The sequence below is a fragment of the Olsenella sp. KH3B4 genome (genome assembly GCA_900111695.1).
Classification (GTDB): domain Bacteria; phylum Actinomycetota; class Coriobacteriia; order Coriobacteriales; family Atopobiaceae; genus Tractidigestivibacter.
Genome location: FOHD01000001.1, coordinates 353,349 through 370,141, shown reverse-complemented (window position 1 = coordinate 370,141; position 16,793 = coordinate 353,349). Strand labels below are relative to the sequence as shown.

At 64.2% G+C, this 16,793-nt stretch carries 17 protein-coding genes and 1 riboswitch; of the genes, 10 read left to right on the top strand and 7 right to left on the bottom strand.

Annotation, left to right across the window (positions count from 1 at the left end; translation table 11 throughout):
• From BMX94_RS01680 to pdxS, 3 genes are all read right to left on the bottom strand, one after another.
• Positions 1–1,080, bottom strand: a complete 1,080-nt coding sequence (locus BMX94_RS01680) for a 6-phosphofructokinase (RefSeq protein WP_059054759.1) — start codon at positions 1,078–1,080, stop codon at positions 1–3.
• A 156-nt stretch (positions 1,081–1,236) separates the two neighbouring features.
• On the bottom strand, positions 1,237–1,806 hold the full coding sequence (gene pdxT, locus BMX94_RS01675) for a pyridoxal 5'-phosphate synthase glutaminase subunit PdxT (RefSeq protein WP_059054758.1): 570 nt from the start codon (positions 1,804–1,806) through the stop codon (positions 1,237–1,239).
• Entirely contained in the window at positions 1,806–2,723 is a 918-nt protein-coding gene (gene pdxS / locus BMX94_RS01670) for a pyridoxal 5'-phosphate synthase lyase subunit PdxS (RefSeq protein ID WP_091002734.1), read from the bottom strand. The genes pdxT and pdxS overlap by 1 nt, the downstream gene beginning before the upstream one ends.
• Positions 2,724–2,876: 153 nt before the next feature.
• Between pdxS and pdxR the strand changes: the two genes are divergently transcribed.
• Positions 2,877–4,316: a MocR-like pyridoxine biosynthesis transcription factor PdxR gene (pdxR, locus tag BMX94_RS01665; protein WP_091002732.1), complete on the top strand. Its 1,440-nt coding sequence runs from the start codon at positions 2,877–2,879 to the stop codon at positions 4,314–4,316.
• Here pdxR and BMX94_RS01660 read toward each other — a convergent pair.
• Complete coding sequence (locus BMX94_RS01660) at positions 4,311–4,904, bottom strand: GNAT family N-acetyltransferase (RefSeq protein ID WP_059054755.1); 594 nt, start codon at positions 4,902–4,904, stop codon at positions 4,311–4,313. The two genes, pdxR and BMX94_RS01660, sit on opposite strands and share 6 nt — an antisense overlap.
• A gap of 574 nt (positions 4,905–5,478) precedes the next feature.
• Here BMX94_RS01660 and BMX94_RS01655 point away from each other — a divergent pair.
• A complete protein-coding gene (locus tag BMX94_RS01655) occupies positions 5,479–6,825 on the top strand; it encodes a phenylacetate--CoA ligase family protein (protein ID WP_091002729.1) in 1,347 nt (448 codons plus the stop codon).
• Positions 6,825–7,253: an ACT domain-containing protein gene (locus BMX94_RS01650; RefSeq protein ID WP_091002727.1), complete on the top strand. Its 429-nt coding sequence runs from the start codon at positions 6,825–6,827 to the stop codon at positions 7,251–7,253. Before BMX94_RS01655 ends, BMX94_RS01650 begins: the two co-directional genes overlap by 1 nt.
• 105 nt (positions 7,254–7,358) lie before the next feature.
• On the opposite strand, the gene BMX94_RS01645 is transcribed toward BMX94_RS01650, so the two are convergent.
• Positions 7,359–8,171 carry an S-methyl-5'-thioadenosine phosphorylase gene (locus BMX94_RS01645; protein WP_091002724.1) on the bottom strand — a complete coding sequence of 271 codons (813 nt, stop codon included), beginning with the start codon at positions 8,169–8,171 and terminating at the stop codon, positions 7,359–7,361.
• A gap of 250 nt (positions 8,172–8,421) precedes the next feature.
• On the opposite strand from BMX94_RS01645, the gene tatA reads away from it, so the two are divergent.
• Positions 8,422–8,682 (top strand): twin-arginine translocase TatA/TatE family subunit, encoded by a 261-nt coding sequence (gene tatA / locus BMX94_RS01640; protein ID WP_091002722.1) that lies wholly within the window; start codon positions 8,422–8,424, stop codon positions 8,680–8,682.
• 54 nt (positions 8,683–8,736) lie between these two features.
• On the opposite strand, the gene BMX94_RS01635 is transcribed toward tatA, so the two are convergent.
• A complete protein-coding gene (locus BMX94_RS01635; protein WP_177171281.1) occupies positions 8,737–9,603 on the bottom strand; it encodes a LysR family transcriptional regulator in 867 nt (288 codons plus the stop codon).
• 201 nt (positions 9,604–9,804) lie between these two features.
• On the opposite strand from BMX94_RS01635, the gene BMX94_RS01630 reads away from it, so the two are divergent.
• From BMX94_RS01630 to BMX94_RS01620, 3 genes are all read left to right on the top strand, one after another.
• Positions 9,805–10,269 carry a hypothetical protein gene (locus BMX94_RS01630; RefSeq protein WP_177171280.1) on the top strand — a complete coding sequence of 155 codons (465 nt, stop codon included), beginning with the start codon at positions 9,805–9,807 and terminating at the stop codon, positions 10,267–10,269.
• Between the two features lie 153 nt (positions 10,270–10,422).
• Positions 10,423–10,647, top strand: a complete 225-nt coding sequence (locus BMX94_RS01625) for a hypothetical protein (protein ID WP_091002717.1) — start codon at positions 10,423–10,425, stop codon at positions 10,645–10,647.
• A gap of 163 nt (positions 10,648–10,810) precedes the next feature.
• Positions 10,811–11,950 carry a pyridoxal phosphate-dependent aminotransferase gene (locus tag BMX94_RS01620; RefSeq protein WP_091002715.1) on the top strand — a complete coding sequence of 380 codons (1,140 nt, stop codon included), beginning with the start codon at positions 10,811–10,813 and terminating at the stop codon, positions 11,948–11,950.
• A 47-nt stretch (positions 11,951–11,997) separates the two neighbouring features.
• Here the strand turns inward: BMX94_RS01620 and BMX94_RS01615 are convergent, their stop codons facing one another.
• Entirely contained in the window at positions 11,998–13,149 is a 1,152-nt protein-coding gene (locus tag BMX94_RS01615) for a M20 family metallopeptidase (protein WP_177171279.1), read from the bottom strand.
• A 456-nt stretch (positions 13,150–13,605) separates the two neighbouring features.
• Positions 13,606–13,775, top strand: a riboswitch (Lysine riboswitch).
• A 57-nt stretch (positions 13,776–13,832) separates the two neighbouring features.
• Here BMX94_RS01615 and BMX94_RS01610 point away from each other — a divergent pair.
• Genes BMX94_RS01610 through dapB form a run of 3 tightly spaced genes read left to right on the top strand, consistent with a single transcriptional unit; the run spans position 13,833 to position 16,793 of the window.
• On the top strand, positions 13,833–15,122 hold the full coding sequence (locus BMX94_RS01610) for a diaminopimelate decarboxylase family protein (protein ID WP_091002711.1): 1,290 nt from the start codon (positions 13,833–13,835) through the stop codon (positions 15,120–15,122).
• A gap of 59 nt (positions 15,123–15,181) precedes the next feature.
• Positions 15,182–16,072, top strand: a complete 891-nt coding sequence (gene dapA / locus BMX94_RS01605; RefSeq protein ID WP_177171278.1) for a 4-hydroxy-tetrahydrodipicolinate synthase — start codon at positions 15,182–15,184, stop codon at positions 16,070–16,072.
• A 1-nt stretch (position 16,073) separates the two neighbouring features.
• On the top strand, positions 16,074–16,793 hold the full coding sequence (gene dapB, locus BMX94_RS01600; RefSeq protein ID WP_286159986.1) for a 4-hydroxy-tetrahydrodipicolinate reductase: 720 nt from the start codon (positions 16,074–16,076) through the stop codon (positions 16,791–16,793).

Sequence of the window (16,793 nt, the reverse complement as noted above, 5' to 3'; positions counted from 1 at the left end):
CTACTCGTCGCCAAAGCTGATGCCCAAAAGCTTTGCCTCGCGCACGAGGTCGCAGTTGGGGTCGACGTACTTGAGCTTGCCGGCAACGTCCTCGAGCGGTACGCGACACATCTTGCCGCCCACCTTGGCAATCATGTAGCCGTACTTGCCCTCGAGGCAGCCGCGCGCCGCCTCGACGCCGCACTGCGTGGCAAAGATGCGGTCCTGGGAGTCGGGCTGGCCGCCGCGCTGCGTGTGGCCGGGCACGGCCACACGAACTTCTCGGTCGGTCCTGCGGGCGATCTCCTCGGCAATGTCATAGGCCACAGAGGGCTTCACGCGCTCGGCTACGAGCTTCTTGTAGTCCTTCTTCTTCATGGCCGCCTGCTCCTTGGAGATGGCGCCCTCGGCGCAGACGATGATCGCAAAGCGTCCGCCGTTCTCCTCGCGCCGGTCGATAGCCTTGACCACGTTGTCCATGTCGTAGGGGATCTCGGGGATGAGGATGACGTCGGCACCGCCGGCAACGCCTGCGTAGAGCGGAATCCATCCCACCTTGTGGCCCATGATCTCGATCACGAAGACGCGGCCGTGCGAGCTGGCGGTGGTGTGGATGTCGTCAATGCAGCGCGTGGCGACGTCGGTTGCCGAGGTGAAGCCAAAGGTGATGTCGGTGCCCCAGGTGTCGTTGTCGATGGTCTTGGGCAGCGCGATGATGTGCAGGCCCTCCTGCGAGAGGCGGTTGGCGGTCTTGGTCGACCCGTTGCCACCGAGCACGAAGAGACAGTCAAGCTTGAGGTTCTTGTAGGTGCGCTTCATGGCCGGAACCTTCACGGTGCCGTCTGCCTCGGGGATGTCGAGCAGCTTGAAGGGGGTGCGGCTGGTGCCGAGCACGGTGCCACCCTGCGAGAGTAGTCCCGAGAAGTCGCCGGGGGTCATCTGAATGTAGCGGTTGTGAATGAGGCCCTGGTAGCCATCGAGAAAGCCGTAGATTTCGACGTCCTGCTTGGTGTTGTGCATGACCGTCTTGACGATTGCACGCATGGTGGCGTTGAGCGCCTGGCAGTCGCCGCCGCTGGTGAGAAGGCCGATCCTCAGCATGGTTCATCCTCTCCTGTGGTCCGTCGTCCCCTGGCGGACGCCTAGAGAGAGTGTGGCACAAGTTGCGGCTCGCGGGTGGGGCCGGCGGCCAAAGGGAGGCTGGCCCGGTGCAGGCGTGAGCTTGCCGCCGGGCCAGCTGCGGGCGCTGCGCCCCGCTCACAGCGAGAGGAACAGCCGGTGCAGCCTGAGGTCTGGGTCGAGTTCCGGATGGAAGGCAACCCCCAACTGGGCACCCTGCCGCACGGCCACCACGTTTCCGTCCACGCGCGCCAGTGCCAGAGCGCTTTTCCCCACGTCAACCACGCGCGGCGCGCGGATGAAGGTCATGGGCACATCTGGGCCAATGCCAGCGACCTCCGCCGTTGCATGGAAGCTTCCCAGCTGCCGACCATAGGCGTTTCTCTCGACGGTCACATCCATCGTTGCCAGGCGTGGCGTGCCCTTGTCGTCATGGGCCGCAAGTCTCTGCGCCAGGAGGATGAGCCCGGCGCAGGTTGCAAGCACCGGCATGCCGTCCTCGATACGCTCGCGCAGTGGCCCGAGCATGCCCAGCTCCTTGAGAAGGCGCCCCTGGACCGTGGACTCGCCGCCGGGCAGCACCAAGCGATTGAACGGGCGCGCGAGGTCGTCCGCGCTCCGTAGCTCGATGGTGTTCTCGCCAAGCTCGGCGAGGCGGGCCTCGTGCTCGGCGAAGGCTCCCTGGAGGGCGAGAACCGCGGTGGCCATTACTTGCCCCTCTCGGCCATGAGCAGGTCTATCTCGTCCTTGTTGATGCCCACCATGGCCTCGCCGAGGTCCTCGGAGAGCGCGGCAACCTTCTCGGGGTCGTCGAAGTTGGTGACGGCCCCCACGATGGCACGCGCGCGCTTGGTGGGGTCGCCGCTCTTGAAGATGCCCGAGCCCACGAACACGCCCTCGGCTCCCAGCTGCATCATGAGCGCGGCGTCGGCGGGGGTGGCCACGCCGCCTGCGGCAAAATTGACCACGGGAAGGCGGCCGTTCTCGTGCACAGACTGCACGAGCTCGACAGGTACCTGCAGGTGCTTGGCCTCCTCGAAGAGCTCGTCCGCCCGCAGGCTCACCACGTGGCGGATCTGCGAGTTGATGAGGCGCATGTGGCTTACGGCCTGCACCACGTCGCCAGTGCCCGGCTCGCCCTTGGTGCGGATCATCGAGGCACCCTCGGCAATGCGGCGCAGTGCCTCGCCCAGGTCGCGGGCGCCGCAGACGAAAGGCACCGCGAACTGGGTCTTGTCGATGTGGTAGACGTCGTCGGCAGGGGAGAGGACCTCGGACTCATCGATGTAGTCGATGTCGATGGCCTGGAGCACCTGAGCCTCCACAAAGTGGCCAATGCGGCACTTGGCCATCACGGGGATGGAGACCGCCGCCTGGATGCCCTTGATCATGTGGGGGTCGCTCATGCGGCTCACGCCGCCTGCTGCGCGGATGTCAGCAGGGATGCGCTCGAGTGCCATGACGGCGCAGGCGCCGGCTTCTTCGGCAACGCGAGCCTGTTCGGGGGTCGTGACGTCCATGATGACGCCGCCCTTGAGCATCTGTGCAAGCTCACGGTTGAGCTTTGCGCGCTCCGGCCCGGGTGCCGGCGTGACGGTCTTCTCGTCTCTCTTGTCCTGTGACATTCGTGGTCCTCCTTGCGTTGGCGCGTCTGTGTGCCTACGTAGACTAGGAGCACCGTGGCAATATTAGAATGTCCAGAACGTGATAGATTGCTATGACCAATATAAGTCCAGTTTTACAAAACCGATAAGACCAGATGTTGAGAGGATCGTCGCATGCGGGGGATTGACCTCACAGGGAGAGGGGAGCTTCCCCTCTATGAGTACCTCTACCGGTGCATTCGCAACCAGGTTGTGACGGGTGCGATTGCCGCGGGCGAGCGCTTGCCCTCTAGGCGCGTCCTGGCGGAGCGGCTGGGCGTGAGCGTGGTCACCGTGGAGGGCGCCTATGCGCAGCTGGTCGCCGAGGGGTATGTTGTCGCCCGACCCCGTCGCGGCTACTACGCGGAAAGCCTGCCCGCGCTGCCGGACACAACGGCAGCCAAGCCGGTTTCCTCGGGGTCCGAGATTGCGTCGGCAGGTGTGGCAGAAGACCAATCCGCTGCAGGTAGGGTGCCATATGATCTGACACGTGGAGCCAGCGTTGCCTGCCCAGGAGCGGCGCGCCTCTGGGAGCGCGCGTTGCGCGACGTACTGGCCCATGAGCCTGATGACGTGCTCTATCGTACGCCGCCTGCTCGAGGCGTGCCCCGCCTTCGCGAGGCAATCGCTAACCACCTCGCGCGCTCGCGCGGGATGTCGGTCGACCCTCGGCTGGTGGTTGTGGGTGCTGGTGCGCAGACGCTCTACGGACTTGTCGCACAGCTCCTTTGCGAGGGAGGCTCGGTGGGCGTGGAGGACCCTGGCTACTCCCGCGCGAGCGAGACCTACCGCGCACATGGTCTTGACGTGCACTACCTGCCGCTTGATGGCGAGGGCATCTCGGTGCGTGCCTTGCGTGGGTCTGGTGCTACCGTGGCGCACGTGATGCCCTCGCACCAGTTTCCCACCGGCCGCGTGATGAGTGTCGCGCGCCGCTATGAGCTCTTGGGCTGGGCAGCCGAGCAGGACGGACGCTACGTTGTCGAGGACGACTATGACTGCGAGCTGCGACTCGCGGGCCGGCCAATCCCGGCGCTAGCGAGCATCGATGCCACGGGAAGCGTGATGTACCTCAACACGTTCTCGAAGAGCCTCTCCTCGGCACTGCGCATCGCCTACCTGGTGCTGCCTGCTACGCTCGACGCTGCCTATGACGAGCGCCTGGGGTTTCTCTCGACCACCGTGCCTGCCATCGATCAGGTGGCGCTTGCACAGGCACTTGAGTCCGGAGCGTACGAGCGGCACGTGGCTCGCTATCGCCACGCCATGCGCGAGGTGCGCGATGCGCTGGTTGAGGGTCTGCTCGATGGCCCCTCGGGGCAACGCGTTCGCTTCGAGGAAGCCGATTCCGGGATTCACTTCGTGCTGGAGGTGCGCGATGAGGGGCGCGGGGAGGCCGGTATTTCCGCGGCTGCGCGTGAGGTGGGCGTGGGACTGATGCCGCTCTCCTCGTTTGCGCGGGTTTCCGAGCATGTCGGGGCACCGGATGGCTTTGCCCGGTTTGTGGTGCAGTACGACAGCCTCTCGGTGGACGATGCCCGTGCTGCTGCCAAGGCGCTTGGGAGCGTGCTATAGGCCAAGCTCGGCTCTCACCTGCGAAAACGGACGCACCGACGGCTGTGGCAAAGCGTGGGCGCCCAGATTGCGTTCCATCCACACTGTGTCGTACCAGTGCCCAAACTTGTATCCGCAGTTGGGAAAGTGGCCTATCTCGTGGTAGCCTCGCCGCTCGTGGAAGGTGACGCTCCCGTTGTCGAGGTGGGTGTCGGGCGTGCTTGTTGTGGCAACGCAGGCGTATAGGTTGAGGATTCCCTGAGCGGTCAGCACGCGTTCGAGCTCCTGGTAAAGGGCGGTGCCAACCCCGCTGCCGCGGGCCTCGCGGTCAACGTAGATGGAGGTCTCAACGCACCAGGCGTATGCGGCTCGCCCATAGTAGGGACTCGCGTAGGCATAGCCGAGCGCTGCTCCTGCGGCGTCGCGCGCGATCAGCCAGGGGTGTGTGGCGCCAACCCGTTCGATGCGAGCGGCCATCTCCCGTGCGTCAGGGGCATCGTACTCGAAGGTGATTGCGGTGTCTCGTACGTATGGAGCGTAGATGTTGGCGACGGCTGCAGCATCTGAGCTGGTAGCGACCGTTATGCGAAGCTGGTCTACCTGGTTCATGTGGTTCCTCCTTGTAACTCCTGGGTCAACTATAGCGGTGTGCTTGGAGTCCATCGGGCTTGTCGCGGCGCCCATGCTTGCTGCAACAGTCATCTCACTGCACAAAAAGTCGATAGCGGACAGAGTTTCAGGGTTCGCTGCATAAAAACGCTCTATCGGACGGTGTTTTTTGTCTAACTGCATCAAATATTGAATCAAACTTTCATATAAATGCATACTTAATATGAAATATGCAGTATTGTGGATATGTAGTTCAAAGTTTGATATCTGTGACACGAAGGCACTGTCCGATAGAGCGTTTTTATGCAGCGACTCAGGATTCACCGTCCGATAGGGTAGTTTTATGCACAGGGATCGGCGTCGTTGCATGGCGAAGCGCAATAACTCCTCCGCCTGCAGGTGCCCTATAGCAAGCGCTGCATCAAGTCCACCTGCCGCGCACACCCTCTTGGCGACGCTCCCCTGTGATAAAGTGCGCTCACGGACGCCTGCCCCATCAGGCGCGACGTCTGGGTGACAATGGGTGCACGCGCCGAGTTCAGTCGGCGCAGATTGGCTCGAAAGGCGGTATGGCATGGCAGACGAGCACGACGGCACGGCGATCACCGGCAATGCGGGGGCAAAGGACGCAACGCGCCTTCCGCACGAGAGGCTCGAGGAGATGCAGCTTGAAGGCGTGCGCCGCACGCTGGTCAACTGCTACGAACACGTCCCGTTCTACAAGCGCTCCTTCGACGAGGCGGGCTTTGACCCCTATCACCTGGCCTCCCTCGATGACCTTGCCAACGCCCCGTTTGTGAACAAGCAGGACCTCCGCGACGCCGCGCCCTACGGCATGCTTGCCGTTCCGCTCTCCGACGTGCGCGAGATTCACATGTCGTCCGGTACCACGGGCGTTGCCACGCTTGGTGCCTATACTCAGCATGACCTCGACTTCTGGTCCGACTGCTTCGCGCGCGGTATCCGTTACGCGGGCGGTGGCGCCAACGACGTGGTGCAGGTTGCCTACGGCTACGGCCTCTTCACGGGCGGCCTTGGTGCCCATTATGGCGCCCTCGCCTCTGGGGCAACGGTGATCCCCACCTCTGCCGGCAACACTGAGCGCCAGATTCGCATCCTGCGTGAGATGGGCACCACGATTCTTTGCTGCACGCCCAGCTATGCCATGCACATCGCCGACACGGCGTTGGAGATGGGCCTCGACCCCTCTCGAGACTTCCATCTCAAGGCGGGAATCCACGGCGCCGAGCCTTTCTCTGACAACTTCCGCGTCGAGCTCGAGCGCAAGCTCGACTACAAGGTGCTCGACATCTACGGCCTCACGGAGACAATGGGACCGGGCGTGGCCTGCGAGTGCCTTGAGCAGGACGGCCTTCACCTGGCAGAGGACCATTTCTTTGCCGAAATCATCGACCCGGCTACCGGCAAGCGACTGCCGGACGGAGAGTGGGGCGAGCTCGTCCTCACCACGCTCGACCGCGAGGCGTCGCCTGTCGTGCGCTATCGCACGCGCGACATCACGCGCATCCTGCCTGGCGAGTGCTCCTGCGGCTGCACCCACAAGCGCATCGACCGCCTACACGGCCGCACCGACGACATGCTCATCATTCGTGGCGTGAACGTCTTCCCATCGCAGATCGAGGACGTTATGAAGACCTTCGACCAGGTCTCCAGCTGGTACCAGATCGAGGTCGGCACCGACGAGCGCTCGCTGGACGTTGTCACGCTCAAGGCCGAGGCAAACCCCGACTTCGACTTCGACCAGACCGGTGCCATCGATGCCCTGCAGCGTCAGATCTCCGCGCGCCTCAAGACCGACCTCTCCGTTGGCATCAAGGTTCGCATCGTCGAGCCCAAGTCCATCTCGCGCAGCACCGGCAAGGCAAAGCGCGTCATCGACACGAGGAAGGGGATTAAGTGATGATTAAGCAGATCTCGGTCTTTCTCGAGAACGACAAGGGCCGTCTGGCGGCGCTCTGCCGCTGCCTCGCAGATGCGGGCATCAACATGAGCGCTCTGTCGATTGCCGACACCCCCGAGTACGGCCTGGTGCGCATTGTGTGCAACGAGGCGGACAAGGCCAAGGCGGCGCTTGACGCGGCTGGTTATCGCGCTCGCGTCACCAAGGTTACGGCCGTGGCGGTGCCCAACCGTCCCGGCGGCCTAGCCGAGCTCCTGGAGACGCTGGACGAGGCGGACATCTCGGTGGAGTACGGGTATTGCTTCTCTCACCAGGACGGCAACGCAATCTTTGCGCTCAAGGTGACGGATGCGGCGCAGGCGGCCGAGGCTGTCTTTGCCATCGAGCGCGCGGGCTTCCAGATTCTGGAGGAGGGCGAGCTGGACTAGCCTGGTCTCGAGCGCTTGGCTGTGTGTGCGTTGCAAAGCCCCTCCGGCGTCAAGTGGTCGCCGGAGGGGCTTCTTAAGGAAAAAACCGCGCGAGCGCAACTTCTTCTACAAGCGATCGAAGAGCGTCGCGCTTCCTGTGCAGTCGTCGTCGATGGTGGCGGGTAGCGCGGGGACCATGGCCTCGATGAGCTTGCGCAGCAGGTGGAGGTTCTCGTTAAAGACGCGCAGCACGTCGTCATTGGTGACGGCGGCGTACTTGCCCAGGCCGGAGTCGTAGTCGGTGACCAGGCTCACGTTCACGTAGTGCATGCCCAGCTCGCGGGCGAGCCACGCCTCGGGGTACTGCGTCATGTTCACCACCGACCAGCCCATCTTCTGGAACCACTCGCTCTCAGCGGTGGTCGAGAAGCGCGGTCCCTGGATGGTGACGACGGTCCCGCCGTCGTGCACGGGAATGCCCAGCTCGCGGCACTTCTCGACGACGACCTTGCGCATGGTCTCGCAGTAGGGGTGAGCTGCGGAGAGGTGCTGCACGCCCAGCCCCAGGTCATGCGTGAAGAACGTGTCGGCACGGCCCTTGGTCCTGTCCACAAACTGGTCGCAGATCACAAAGTCGCCGGGGTGGATGTCAAGCGAGAGGGACCCCACCGAGCACGGCCCTATGACCTGCTTCACGCCCAGCTCGTGCATGCCCCAGAGGTTGGCGCGATAGTTGACCTCGCCGGGGGCAAAGGTGTGCTTGTGGCCGTGGCGGGGGAGAAACGCGATCTTGCGACCCCCGATGGTCCCCACGGTGTAGACGTCGGAGGGCTGTCCCCAGCGCGTGTCAAGGGAGACCTCCTCGTAGTCGCCCTCGAAGAGGCTGTAGAAGCCAGATCCGCCAAAGATGCCAATCTCTGCCTGCGGAAGCTCTGCCATGCGTGACTCCTTTCGAATGCGGTGCGTATGCCCCTGTCCATTGTAGGGTGGCGGCTTTGCTCCGTCACGTGACGGGCAGTCGTCGGCAATCGATACAAAGCGTATATGGATACGTGCATCAAAATGTATTTTACCTATCCAATCGCCATCCCTACCATCAAGACTGAAAGGCGGCGCGCCCCAAGACGTGCTGCAAAGGGACCGCAACGCAACGTTGCCGTCCAATCGCATGTCGTTGAGGAGGTACGCAATGATTCTCGGATTGGGAGTTCCCGAGCTTCTCGTCATTCTTTTGGTTGCCTTGATCATCTTTGGGCCCAAGAACCTACCCAAGCTCGGCTCCGCCATAGGCAAGACCGTCAAGAACGTGCGCGAGGGCATGGAGGAGGGCGATGGCGACGCGGCCGTGGCAAAGGCCGAGAAGTCCAGCCCCTCCGAGAACGTCGAGGAGGTCGTCGCCGACCCTGACGACGCCGATGCCGACATCGAGGTCGCCTCAAGCACCAAGTAACCCTGGTCCCCATTCCCCAGACCGAACGGCCTCCTTCCTCCGCCAGGTTGGTTCCTACCCAAGATCGCCGAGAAGAGCCAAGCATCTCTGTGCAAGCGGTGACATGTATCGGTCTGCCTTCCAGACCACCGCCTGACGAGTTGACAAGCTCTTCTCGGCGATCACCTTAATGAAGCAGTCGCCTGTGTCGGTGACAGGAAGCAGCGTCTCGGGGACGAGAGCAACGCCCATCCCTCCTCGCGCCCAGCTGCACGCCGTTCGCTCGTCGTCAACCGTGCAGCTCACCGTGAGCTCGGCCTTGGCCTCCTCGAATGCGGTGCGCACCTGCTCCTCGAGGCAGCGCGCGAGCACTATGGGCACGCCCGAGAGCTGCTCGCAGGTGACTTCCATCTCTGACCCCACCTCGAGCGTAGGTGGCATGACGGCGAGCATGCGCTCGGTCCTTGCGTAGCGGCAACGCAGTCCGTTGCTCGAGAAAGGCGTGCGCACCACGCCAATATCTATTACGCCGCCCTCGAGCATCTCGAGTATCTGCGGTGTGTCACCCTCGCGCAGCTCGACCGAGACGCGGGGCGCGCCCGCAAGCTCGGCGAGTCTCGTGCCCGGGACCGACCCCACGCATGACGCGTCGACCCCAAGCGTGAGCACGCCCGTCATGCCCTTGCCAACCCCCTCGACGTCTCGCTTGGTGGCCTGGGCAAGCGCCAGGATACGCACGGCCCGCTCGTAGAGGAGCTTGCCGGCGTCCGTGAGCGTGGCCGAGCGCGGTCCCCTGCGCACGAGCGTGGTTCCCAGCTCGCGCTCGAGCTGCGCCAGCTCGTAGGAGAGGGGCGGCTGAGAGATGTGCAGACGACGGGCGGCTGCCGTTATCTGGTGCTCCTCGGCAATGGCGACAAAGTACTCAAGCTGTTTGAGGTTCACATGTGCCTCCCATGGCGTCTGGGGATGCAGGGCATGGGTCGATTGCCTCCCCGAACAAATCATACGAGAATTGTATGGCGTCGCCCCAGAACATGCGTGTACAAGATGGGTCAACAGTGGCTCGCTCTTCTCGCATGGGTAGAATGTGGGCACAAAGGCAGCCGGGTGCCTATGCCGGCACACATGGAGGGTGAGGTCCACATGGCCCGAGACAGCGACAACTACCCAAGCTACGAGGTCCCCGGGGAGGACTTTGACCCAAAGCGCGAGGTTGCAGAGGCAATCGACGCGGGCGAGAAGGCTCTTGCATGCCTCGACCGGGCGTCGAAGTGTCTGGACAGTGCGTCTGGTTGGGGCATGCTCGACATCTTTGGCGGTGGCCTCATCTCTGGCCTGGCAAAACATCACCGCATCGACGAGGCGCAGGACGCACTGCGAGAGGCGCAGGCGTCCCTTGCGGTGTTCTCGCGCGAGCTCTCGGACGTTCGCGAGTTCTCAGGTCTCAAGGTTGACATCGGTCGCGGGTGGACGTTCGCGGACTTCTTCTTCGATGGCGCCATCTCTGACATCGTGGTGCAGCGCAAGATCGAGGATGCGCGCAGCCACGTGGACCATGCGCGCGATACCGTGCGCGATGCCCTCGCGCGCCTGGAGAAGCTTCGCTAACACTGTTCACCCGCCGTACAGGGTACTTACGCTGGGCTTACAGCTTGTTCAAACAAGTTGTAGACATTATGTGAGGTAACCGGGCGGCAACATATCGCTCCTACCTAACGGGTACCGTTCCAATCAGGAACACCGCTAGGAAAGGAGGACTCCATGAAGATCAAGAACCTAAGCAGGCTCCAGAAGAAGGTCCTTGATGCCTGCATGAACGGCTGGTTCATGAGTGGCGAGTACACGGCCACCTTTGACAACCATCGTCGCAGCTTCGAGGCCGACAGCCCCCTCTGGCTCTACCGCGACATCGAGCGCTGGTATGCAAGCCATGCCGCCAACCACGGGGATTCCCACCTGCTCGTCAAGTGCACTAGGGTCGATTAGGGGCTGTGCGCCCCGGCACCCCGGTGCCGTCCGGGGAAATGACACAGTGCACGTTGGCAAGCGGGACCCCACGGGGTCTTTTTTGTTAGTCTTCGGGGAGTCGCGCCCGTGCGCCGCCCCCGGAACCACCATTGGGGCAGCCTGGAATTCCTAGGAGAAACCTATGCCCCTCTCGCTCAACTCTGCCCTCGATGGCCTCAGACTCTCTGGCATCAGGCGCTTCTCGGCCCTTGCCGTGCAGACTCCCGACTGCGTTTCCCTCACGCTGGGCGAGCCCGGCGAGGACACACCTCCCGGGGTGTGCGTCCGGGTGGGGGAGGACCTCGATTGCGGCCTCACGCACTATCCACCTAACAATGGCTTCCCCTGGCTTCGCGAGGCAATCTGTGCGTGGGAGGCCGAGCGCGGCGTGCTCCTCTCGCCCAGCAACGTCATCGTGACCGACGGAGCAACGGAGGCGCTCTTCTGTGCCATCACGGCGCTTCTCAACCCAGGCGACGAGGTGGTCATACCTACGCCGGCGTTTCTCCTCTACGACTCCCTTGTGCGGCTGGCCCGCGGCGTGCCCGTGCCGCTCGACACCACAGCACATGACTTCCAGATAGACCCGCAGGCGCTTGCACGGGCAATCACGCCCCGTACCAAGGTGATTGTGATCACCTCGCCCAACAACCCCACCGGCTGCGTCCTCGACCGTCACAGCATGGACGCCGTTGCCGAGGCGGCGCGGGCGCGCGACCTCTACGTGATTTGCGACGACGTCTACGGAGAGCTCTGCTATGAGCCCGGCTACCAGCGCTTCTCGGCAGCCTATCCCGAGCTCGCGGACCAAACCATCGTTGCCAACAGCTTCTCGAAGCCCTGGGCGATGACCGGCTGGCGCCTTGGCTGGGTGGGTGCCGGCGAGAAGGTCGCCTCCGCCATGGCCAAGGTGCACCAGTACGCCGTCTCATCGGTTCCGGCGTTCTTGCAGCACGCCGCCGTTGAGGCACTGTCGACGAGCGTGGCTCCCATGCGCGCATCGTACCAGGCAAGACGCGACCTCACGGTGGAGGCGCTCGCCCGTATGGGGCTTCCCACCGTCACGCCCCAGGGCGCGTTCTACGCGTTTCCCAGCATCGAGGGACTTGGCCTTGCGAGCGAGGAGTTCTGCGAGCGAGCCATTCGCGAGGCGGGCGTGGCGCTGGTGCCGGGCTCATGCTTTGGGGGCGAGGGCCACGTGCGCCTGAGCTATGCCACGGACGAGAAGACCTTGGCTACCGGCCTCGAGCGGCTGGCTGGATTCGTGAGCGCGCTGCGGTAGCAATGGCGTGCGGGCCGGGTGGCTACCGGTGGGCGCCGGTCAGTGCCCTACTCGTCCTCCACCACATGTGCCATCATGAGCAGCAGTGCCACGGCCACGCCCTGCTCGAGCGACGCCTTGCGAATCCACTCGTCGCGCGTGTGGGGAAGGCCGCCCGCGATGGTGCCCACGCACACCGCGGGTACGCCAAGCGAGAGCGGCACATTTGCGTCGGTCGAGGAACTCACGTGCCGCGCGCGTATGCCAAGGACCGCCTGAATGGCGTCGTCGCAGCGACGCGTGAGACGGCGTTCGGCACTCTCGTTCACGTCACCGGTGGCGGGGCGACGGCCTATCACGTCGATTCGCACCTCCATGTCGTCGCGGGCGTCCGCGCGGGCGACGAGGTCGCGGAGCTTCTCGTCCATCTCCTGCAGGCACGCCTCGCTCGTGGAGCGGAACTCGCAGAGACACGACGCCTCGCTCGCGATGCTGTTGACCGTGGTGCCGCCCTCGATGAGGCCAACGTTGCAGGTGGTGCGGGCCTCGGTGGGGCGCGGCAGGTCGTACATCGCGCACGTCACGCGTGCGAGCCGCTCGATGGCGTTGGGGACGCCCCAGTTCTTCCAGCTGTGGCCGCCTTGCGTGTGCACGCTGATGCGGTAGCGCATTGACCCCACGGCCTCGGTGACCACTTCGGGGAAGTGGGCGTCGAGTGCCGTGAGTTCGGTCACGGGGGCTGTCGCCTCGCGCATGAGCTGTTTGGTGCCCTTGAGGTTGCCCAGGCCCTCCTCGCCGGAATTTGCCACTACAACAACGCAGGTGTCGAGCTTGGGCTGGTACTGCAGGAACCACTTGGTGGCCATGAGCAGCGTTACCAGGCAGGCGGTGTCGTCGCCGATGCCCGGGGCGTACATGTTCTCTTCGTCCTCAGTGAGCGGCAGCTCGCCCGTATCGGGGAAGACAACGTCGGTGTGGGCGGAGAAGACCGCGCGACCGGGTTCGGCGCGATCGCCCAGGATGCACACCACGTTTCTGGCCTCGTCCACGGTGACGTCGGTGGCGCCCTGCTCGCGGAGCCAGTTGGCAACAAAAGCCGCACGGCGGCCCTCGTCACCGGTAGGCGCGCCAATTCGACCAATCGTGCGCAGGAGCTCGAGCGACTCCTCGCGAACCTCTCGTGCGAACTCCAGTGCTGTGCAGGTCTCCCTTGCGTTCATGCGGTCCTCCGTTGGCATTGCTGCTATTTACGCGGGCGTCAGCCAAAGCATACTCAAAACCTTGCGGCGTGTAGGCGGGTTTGCTGGCAGTGGACCGGGGGAAGCTTGTGCGGCCGTGTGCGGCGCCCCGTGCACAAAAATCGCGATTGACGGCCCAAATTCGGGGTCCCGCCTAGTATCACCCCTCGGGTGCCATTTCCCTACCTGCGGCTCCGCAAAGAGTTAGCGCCTTCGTACTCGGAGATTCGCCCAAAATGGGCCGTCAATCGCGATTTTTGTGCAGGCTCACCCCACTGCCGGGCTCTTTTCACGAATTCGATGCCCCGGAACTGGTTTCGCGAACGGAATAGGGTCCCGGACGGACGGGGTGAGCGCCACTGCTCCCGCGTGAAGCAGTTTTTCTTCGTCGGTATCCCACGCGACCTTGCGCCGCCGCGGCGTGGATGCTAGCGTTGTGCCCACGATAGAGGAGCGGGCACGATGGTCCTGGTGGAGCCGGCGGGCGAGGATTCCAGGAGAGGCGATGACCGCCGAACTTCCACGTCAGGCATGGCGTGGCGGTGGGCTCGGCGGGAATACCGCCGGGACTGTCCGTGGAGAAGATCTGCGGGAGCGCTATCCCCGGTCATGCGGCGCTGCCGTGTGGACCCCGGCGGCGCCCCTGCGGCGCGTCTGGGGGAGCAATGGGAGAGAAGCTACCATTCGTCACTAAAGAGCAGCTCGAGCGTGCCGCTGCAACGTGGCCCACGCCCTTCCACGTCTATAGCGAGAAGCTCATCCGCGAGCGTGCGCGGGCCCTTGAGGCGGCCTTCTCATGGAACCCCGGCTTCACCGAGTACTTCGCCGTGAAGGCTACGCCCAACCCCACGATTGTCTCGATTCTTGCGGAAGAGGGCTGTGGCTGCGACTGCGCAACTGCCACAGAGCTTACGCTCGCCAGCGCGTGCGGCGTGCGAGGCGAGCGCATCATGCTCTCCTCCAACGACACGCCCGACGAGGACTATCGCCGCGCGTACGACCTGGGCGCCATCATCAACCTGGACTCGCTCGACATGGTGGACTGCCTGTCGCGTGCGCTGGGCGGGGTGCTTCCCTCTACGGTCTGCCTGCGCGTGAATCCGGGCGGCAACTTCACGGCCTCTAACGGCATCATCGGCGAGCCCGAGGACTCCAAGTTTGGCATGACGGTCGAGCAGGTCATGCAGGCCGCTCGCAGGCTTTCCGCCATGGGCGTCGGCGAGTTTGGCCTCCATGCCTTTCTTGCTTCTAACACGCAGGTGGAGGACTACTATCCGCGCCTCGCGCGCGTGCTCTTCGAGCTTGCCGTGCGCCTGAGGCGCGAGCTTGGCGTGCGCGTGCGGCTCATCGACCTTTCCGGCGGCATTGGCGTTGACTACCGTCCGGATGACACCCCGGTGGACATCGCAGCGGTGGGCGCAGGCGTGCGTGCTGTGTTCGAGGAGGTTCTCGTCCCCGCGGGGATGGGCGACGTGACGCTCGCTGCCGAGCTTGGCCGCTGGATGCTGGCGCCCGCCGGCGGCCTTGTGACCCGCGTGATCCACGAGAAGGTCACCTACCGCGACTACCTGGGCGTCGATGCCTGCGCCTCCAACCTCATGCGCCCCGCCGTCTACGGCGCCTATCATCACATCACTGTAATGGGCCACGAGGGCGAGCCCGCAACCAAGCGTTACAACGTGGTGGGAAGGCTCTGCGAGAACTCCGACCAGTTCGCGCGCGACCGCATGCTGCCCGAGGTCCACATCGGTGACCTGCTCTTCATTCACGACGCCGGCGCCCACGGGTACTCCATGGGCTACAACTACAACGGCACGCTCCGCTCGGCGGAGCTGCTCCTCCACGAGGACGGCACCTTCGAGCTCATCCGGCGCGCCGAGACGCCGGCGGACTACTTTGCCACGCTCGACTTTCCAGGTTCGCGCTTCTCGGCGCTCGCCCACCCAGAGGGCTAGGCAGCACGTAGGGCTTACACGCAAGGCGCCTGCGGGGCGCCCAGACGAGAGGGGAAACAATGGACATGCAGGGACTTACCGGATCCGTCGTGGCGCTGGTCACGCCGTTCAACGAGGATGGCTCCATTGACTTTGGGTCGCTCGAGCGCCTGGTCGACTTCCATCTTGAGAACGGGACCGATGGCATTCTGGTGCTGGGCACCACGGGAGAGTCGTCCACAATGACCGACGAGGAGGACCTCGAGGTAGCCAAGACCGTTATCGACCGCGTTGCCGGCCGCATCCCCGTTATTGGCGGCGCGGGCTCCAACTCCACCGCGGAGTCCCTCCGCAAGGCAAAGGCACTCGAGAAGCTCGGTGCCGACGGGCTTCTCCTCATCACGCCCTACTACAACAAGTCCAACGAGGAGGGCATCTACCATCACTTCACCACGGTCCTCGACCAGGTGGACGTGCCGTGCCTCCTCTACAACATCCCCGGTCGCACGGGCTGCTCCATCTCGGAGAGAAACGTTGCACGCCTGGCTACGCATCCCAACGCCTGGGGCATCAAGGAGGCCTCGGGCAACATCTCCTATGCCACGATGGTTGCGCGCTACCTCTCGGACGACTTCCACATGATGAGTGGCAACGATGACATGGTGGTGCCCATCCTCTCGCTTGGTGGTGTTGGCGTGGTCTCGGTCTGGGCAGACGTTGCGCCGCGTACCGTGCACGACATGTGCGAGAAGTGGCTCGCTGGCGATACCGCCGGCGCGCTCAAGGTGCAGCTTAAGAACCTCGACCTGGTGCACGCGCTCTTTGGCGAGGTCAACCCCATCCCCGTGAAGGCGGCGCTCGCCAAGATGGGCCTCATCGGTCCCACCGTGCGCCTGCCGCTCTGGCAGCTCTCGCCCGAGGCTGACGTGCGCCTCGAGGAGGCCATGAAGGGGGCTGGTCTTCTTGGTTAGCGTGCTGGTTGTAGGTGCCAAGGGGCGCATGGGAACGCTGCTCCGGGCTGCCGTCGAGGCAGATGAGTCGCTCTCGCTTGCGGGCGGATACGACGCCGATAACGTCTCTGAACTGGACTCGGTTGCGTCGGCGGTGGACCTTGTGATTGACTTCTCCGCCCCCGCGTCGCTGCCGCACGTGGAGGCCTACGTGCGCCGCACACATGCCGCGCTCCTTTCGGGCACCACTGGCCTCTCGGTGGATGACCTCGCTCGACTGCGCGCTCTGGGTGAGGTGGCACCGGTCATCTGGAGCGGAAACTACTCGCTGGGTGTGGCGGTCCTTCGACACCTGGCGCGCGAGGCCGCGGCATCGCTTCCCGGATGGGATACCGAGATTGTCGAGTGTCACCACAACCGCAAGGCGGACGCCCCCTCCGGGACGGCAAAGATGCTGCTTGAGGCCGTGGATCCCGCTGGCGAGAAGAGCGTCGTGTACGGTCGCGAGGGCATCGTGGGGCCACGCCCCGCTGGCGAGATCGGCATGCACAGCCTGCGCGGCGGCACCGTGGCAGGAACGCACGAGGTGATGTTCTTTGGCGAGGACGAGGAGGTTGTGCTCACGCACCGAGCGACGAGCAGGCAGATCTTCGTGAACGGCGCCATTGCTGCGGCAAAGCGCCTGCTGGTGTGCGAGCCCGGCTTCTACGACTTCGACACGCTCATGTTCGGACTGCTTTAG

What these genes read in the sequence shown, in the direction of transcription:
- BMX94_RS01680 (WP_059054759.1), bottom strand. Translation starts at nt 1,080, where the DNA reads ATGCTGAGGATCGGCCTTCTCACCAGCGGCGGCGACTGCCAGGCGCTC.
- pdxT (WP_059054758.1), bottom strand. Translation starts at nt 1,806, where the DNA reads ATGGCCACCGCGGTTCTCGCCCTCCAGGGAGCCTTCGCCGAGCACGAG.
- pdxS (WP_091002734.1), bottom strand. Translation starts at nt 2,723, where the DNA reads ATGTCACAGGACAAGAGAGACGAGAAGACCGTCACGCCGGCACCCGGG.
- pdxR (WP_091002732.1), top strand. Translation starts at nt 2,877, where the DNA reads ATGCGGGGGATTGACCTCACAGGGAGAGGGGAGCTTCCCCTCTATGAG.
- BMX94_RS01660 (WP_059054755.1), bottom strand. Translation starts at nt 4,904, where the DNA reads ATGAACCAGGTAGACCAGCTTCGCATAACGGTCGCTACCAGCTCAGAT.
- BMX94_RS01655 (WP_091002729.1), top strand. Translation starts at nt 5,479, where the DNA reads ATGGCAGACGAGCACGACGGCACGGCGATCACCGGCAATGCGGGGGCA.
- BMX94_RS01650 (WP_091002727.1), top strand. Translation starts at nt 6,825, where the DNA reads ATGATTAAGCAGATCTCGGTCTTTCTCGAGAACGACAAGGGCCGTCTG.
- BMX94_RS01645 (WP_091002724.1), bottom strand. Translation starts at nt 8,171, where the DNA reads ATGGCAGAGCTTCCGCAGGCAGAGATTGGCATCTTTGGCGGATCTGGC.
- tatA (WP_091002722.1), top strand. Translation starts at nt 8,422, where the DNA reads ATGATTCTCGGATTGGGAGTTCCCGAGCTTCTCGTCATTCTTTTGGTT.
- BMX94_RS01630 (WP_177171280.1), top strand. Translation starts at nt 9,805, where the DNA reads ATGGCCCGAGACAGCGACAACTACCCAAGCTACGAGGTCCCCGGGGAG.
- BMX94_RS01625 (WP_091002717.1), top strand. Translation starts at nt 10,423, where the DNA reads ATGAAGATCAAGAACCTAAGCAGGCTCCAGAAGAAGGTCCTTGATGCC.
- BMX94_RS01620 (WP_091002715.1), top strand. Translation starts at nt 10,811, where the DNA reads ATGCCCCTCTCGCTCAACTCTGCCCTCGATGGCCTCAGACTCTCTGGC.
- BMX94_RS01615 (WP_177171279.1), bottom strand. Translation starts at nt 13,149, where the DNA reads ATGAACGCAAGGGAGACCTGCACAGCACTGGAGTTCGCACGAGAGGTT.
- BMX94_RS01610 (WP_091002711.1), top strand. Translation starts at nt 13,833, where the DNA reads ATGGGAGAGAAGCTACCATTCGTCACTAAAGAGCAGCTCGAGCGTGCC.
- dapA (WP_177171278.1), top strand. Translation starts at nt 15,182, where the DNA reads ATGGACATGCAGGGACTTACCGGATCCGTCGTGGCGCTGGTCACGCCG.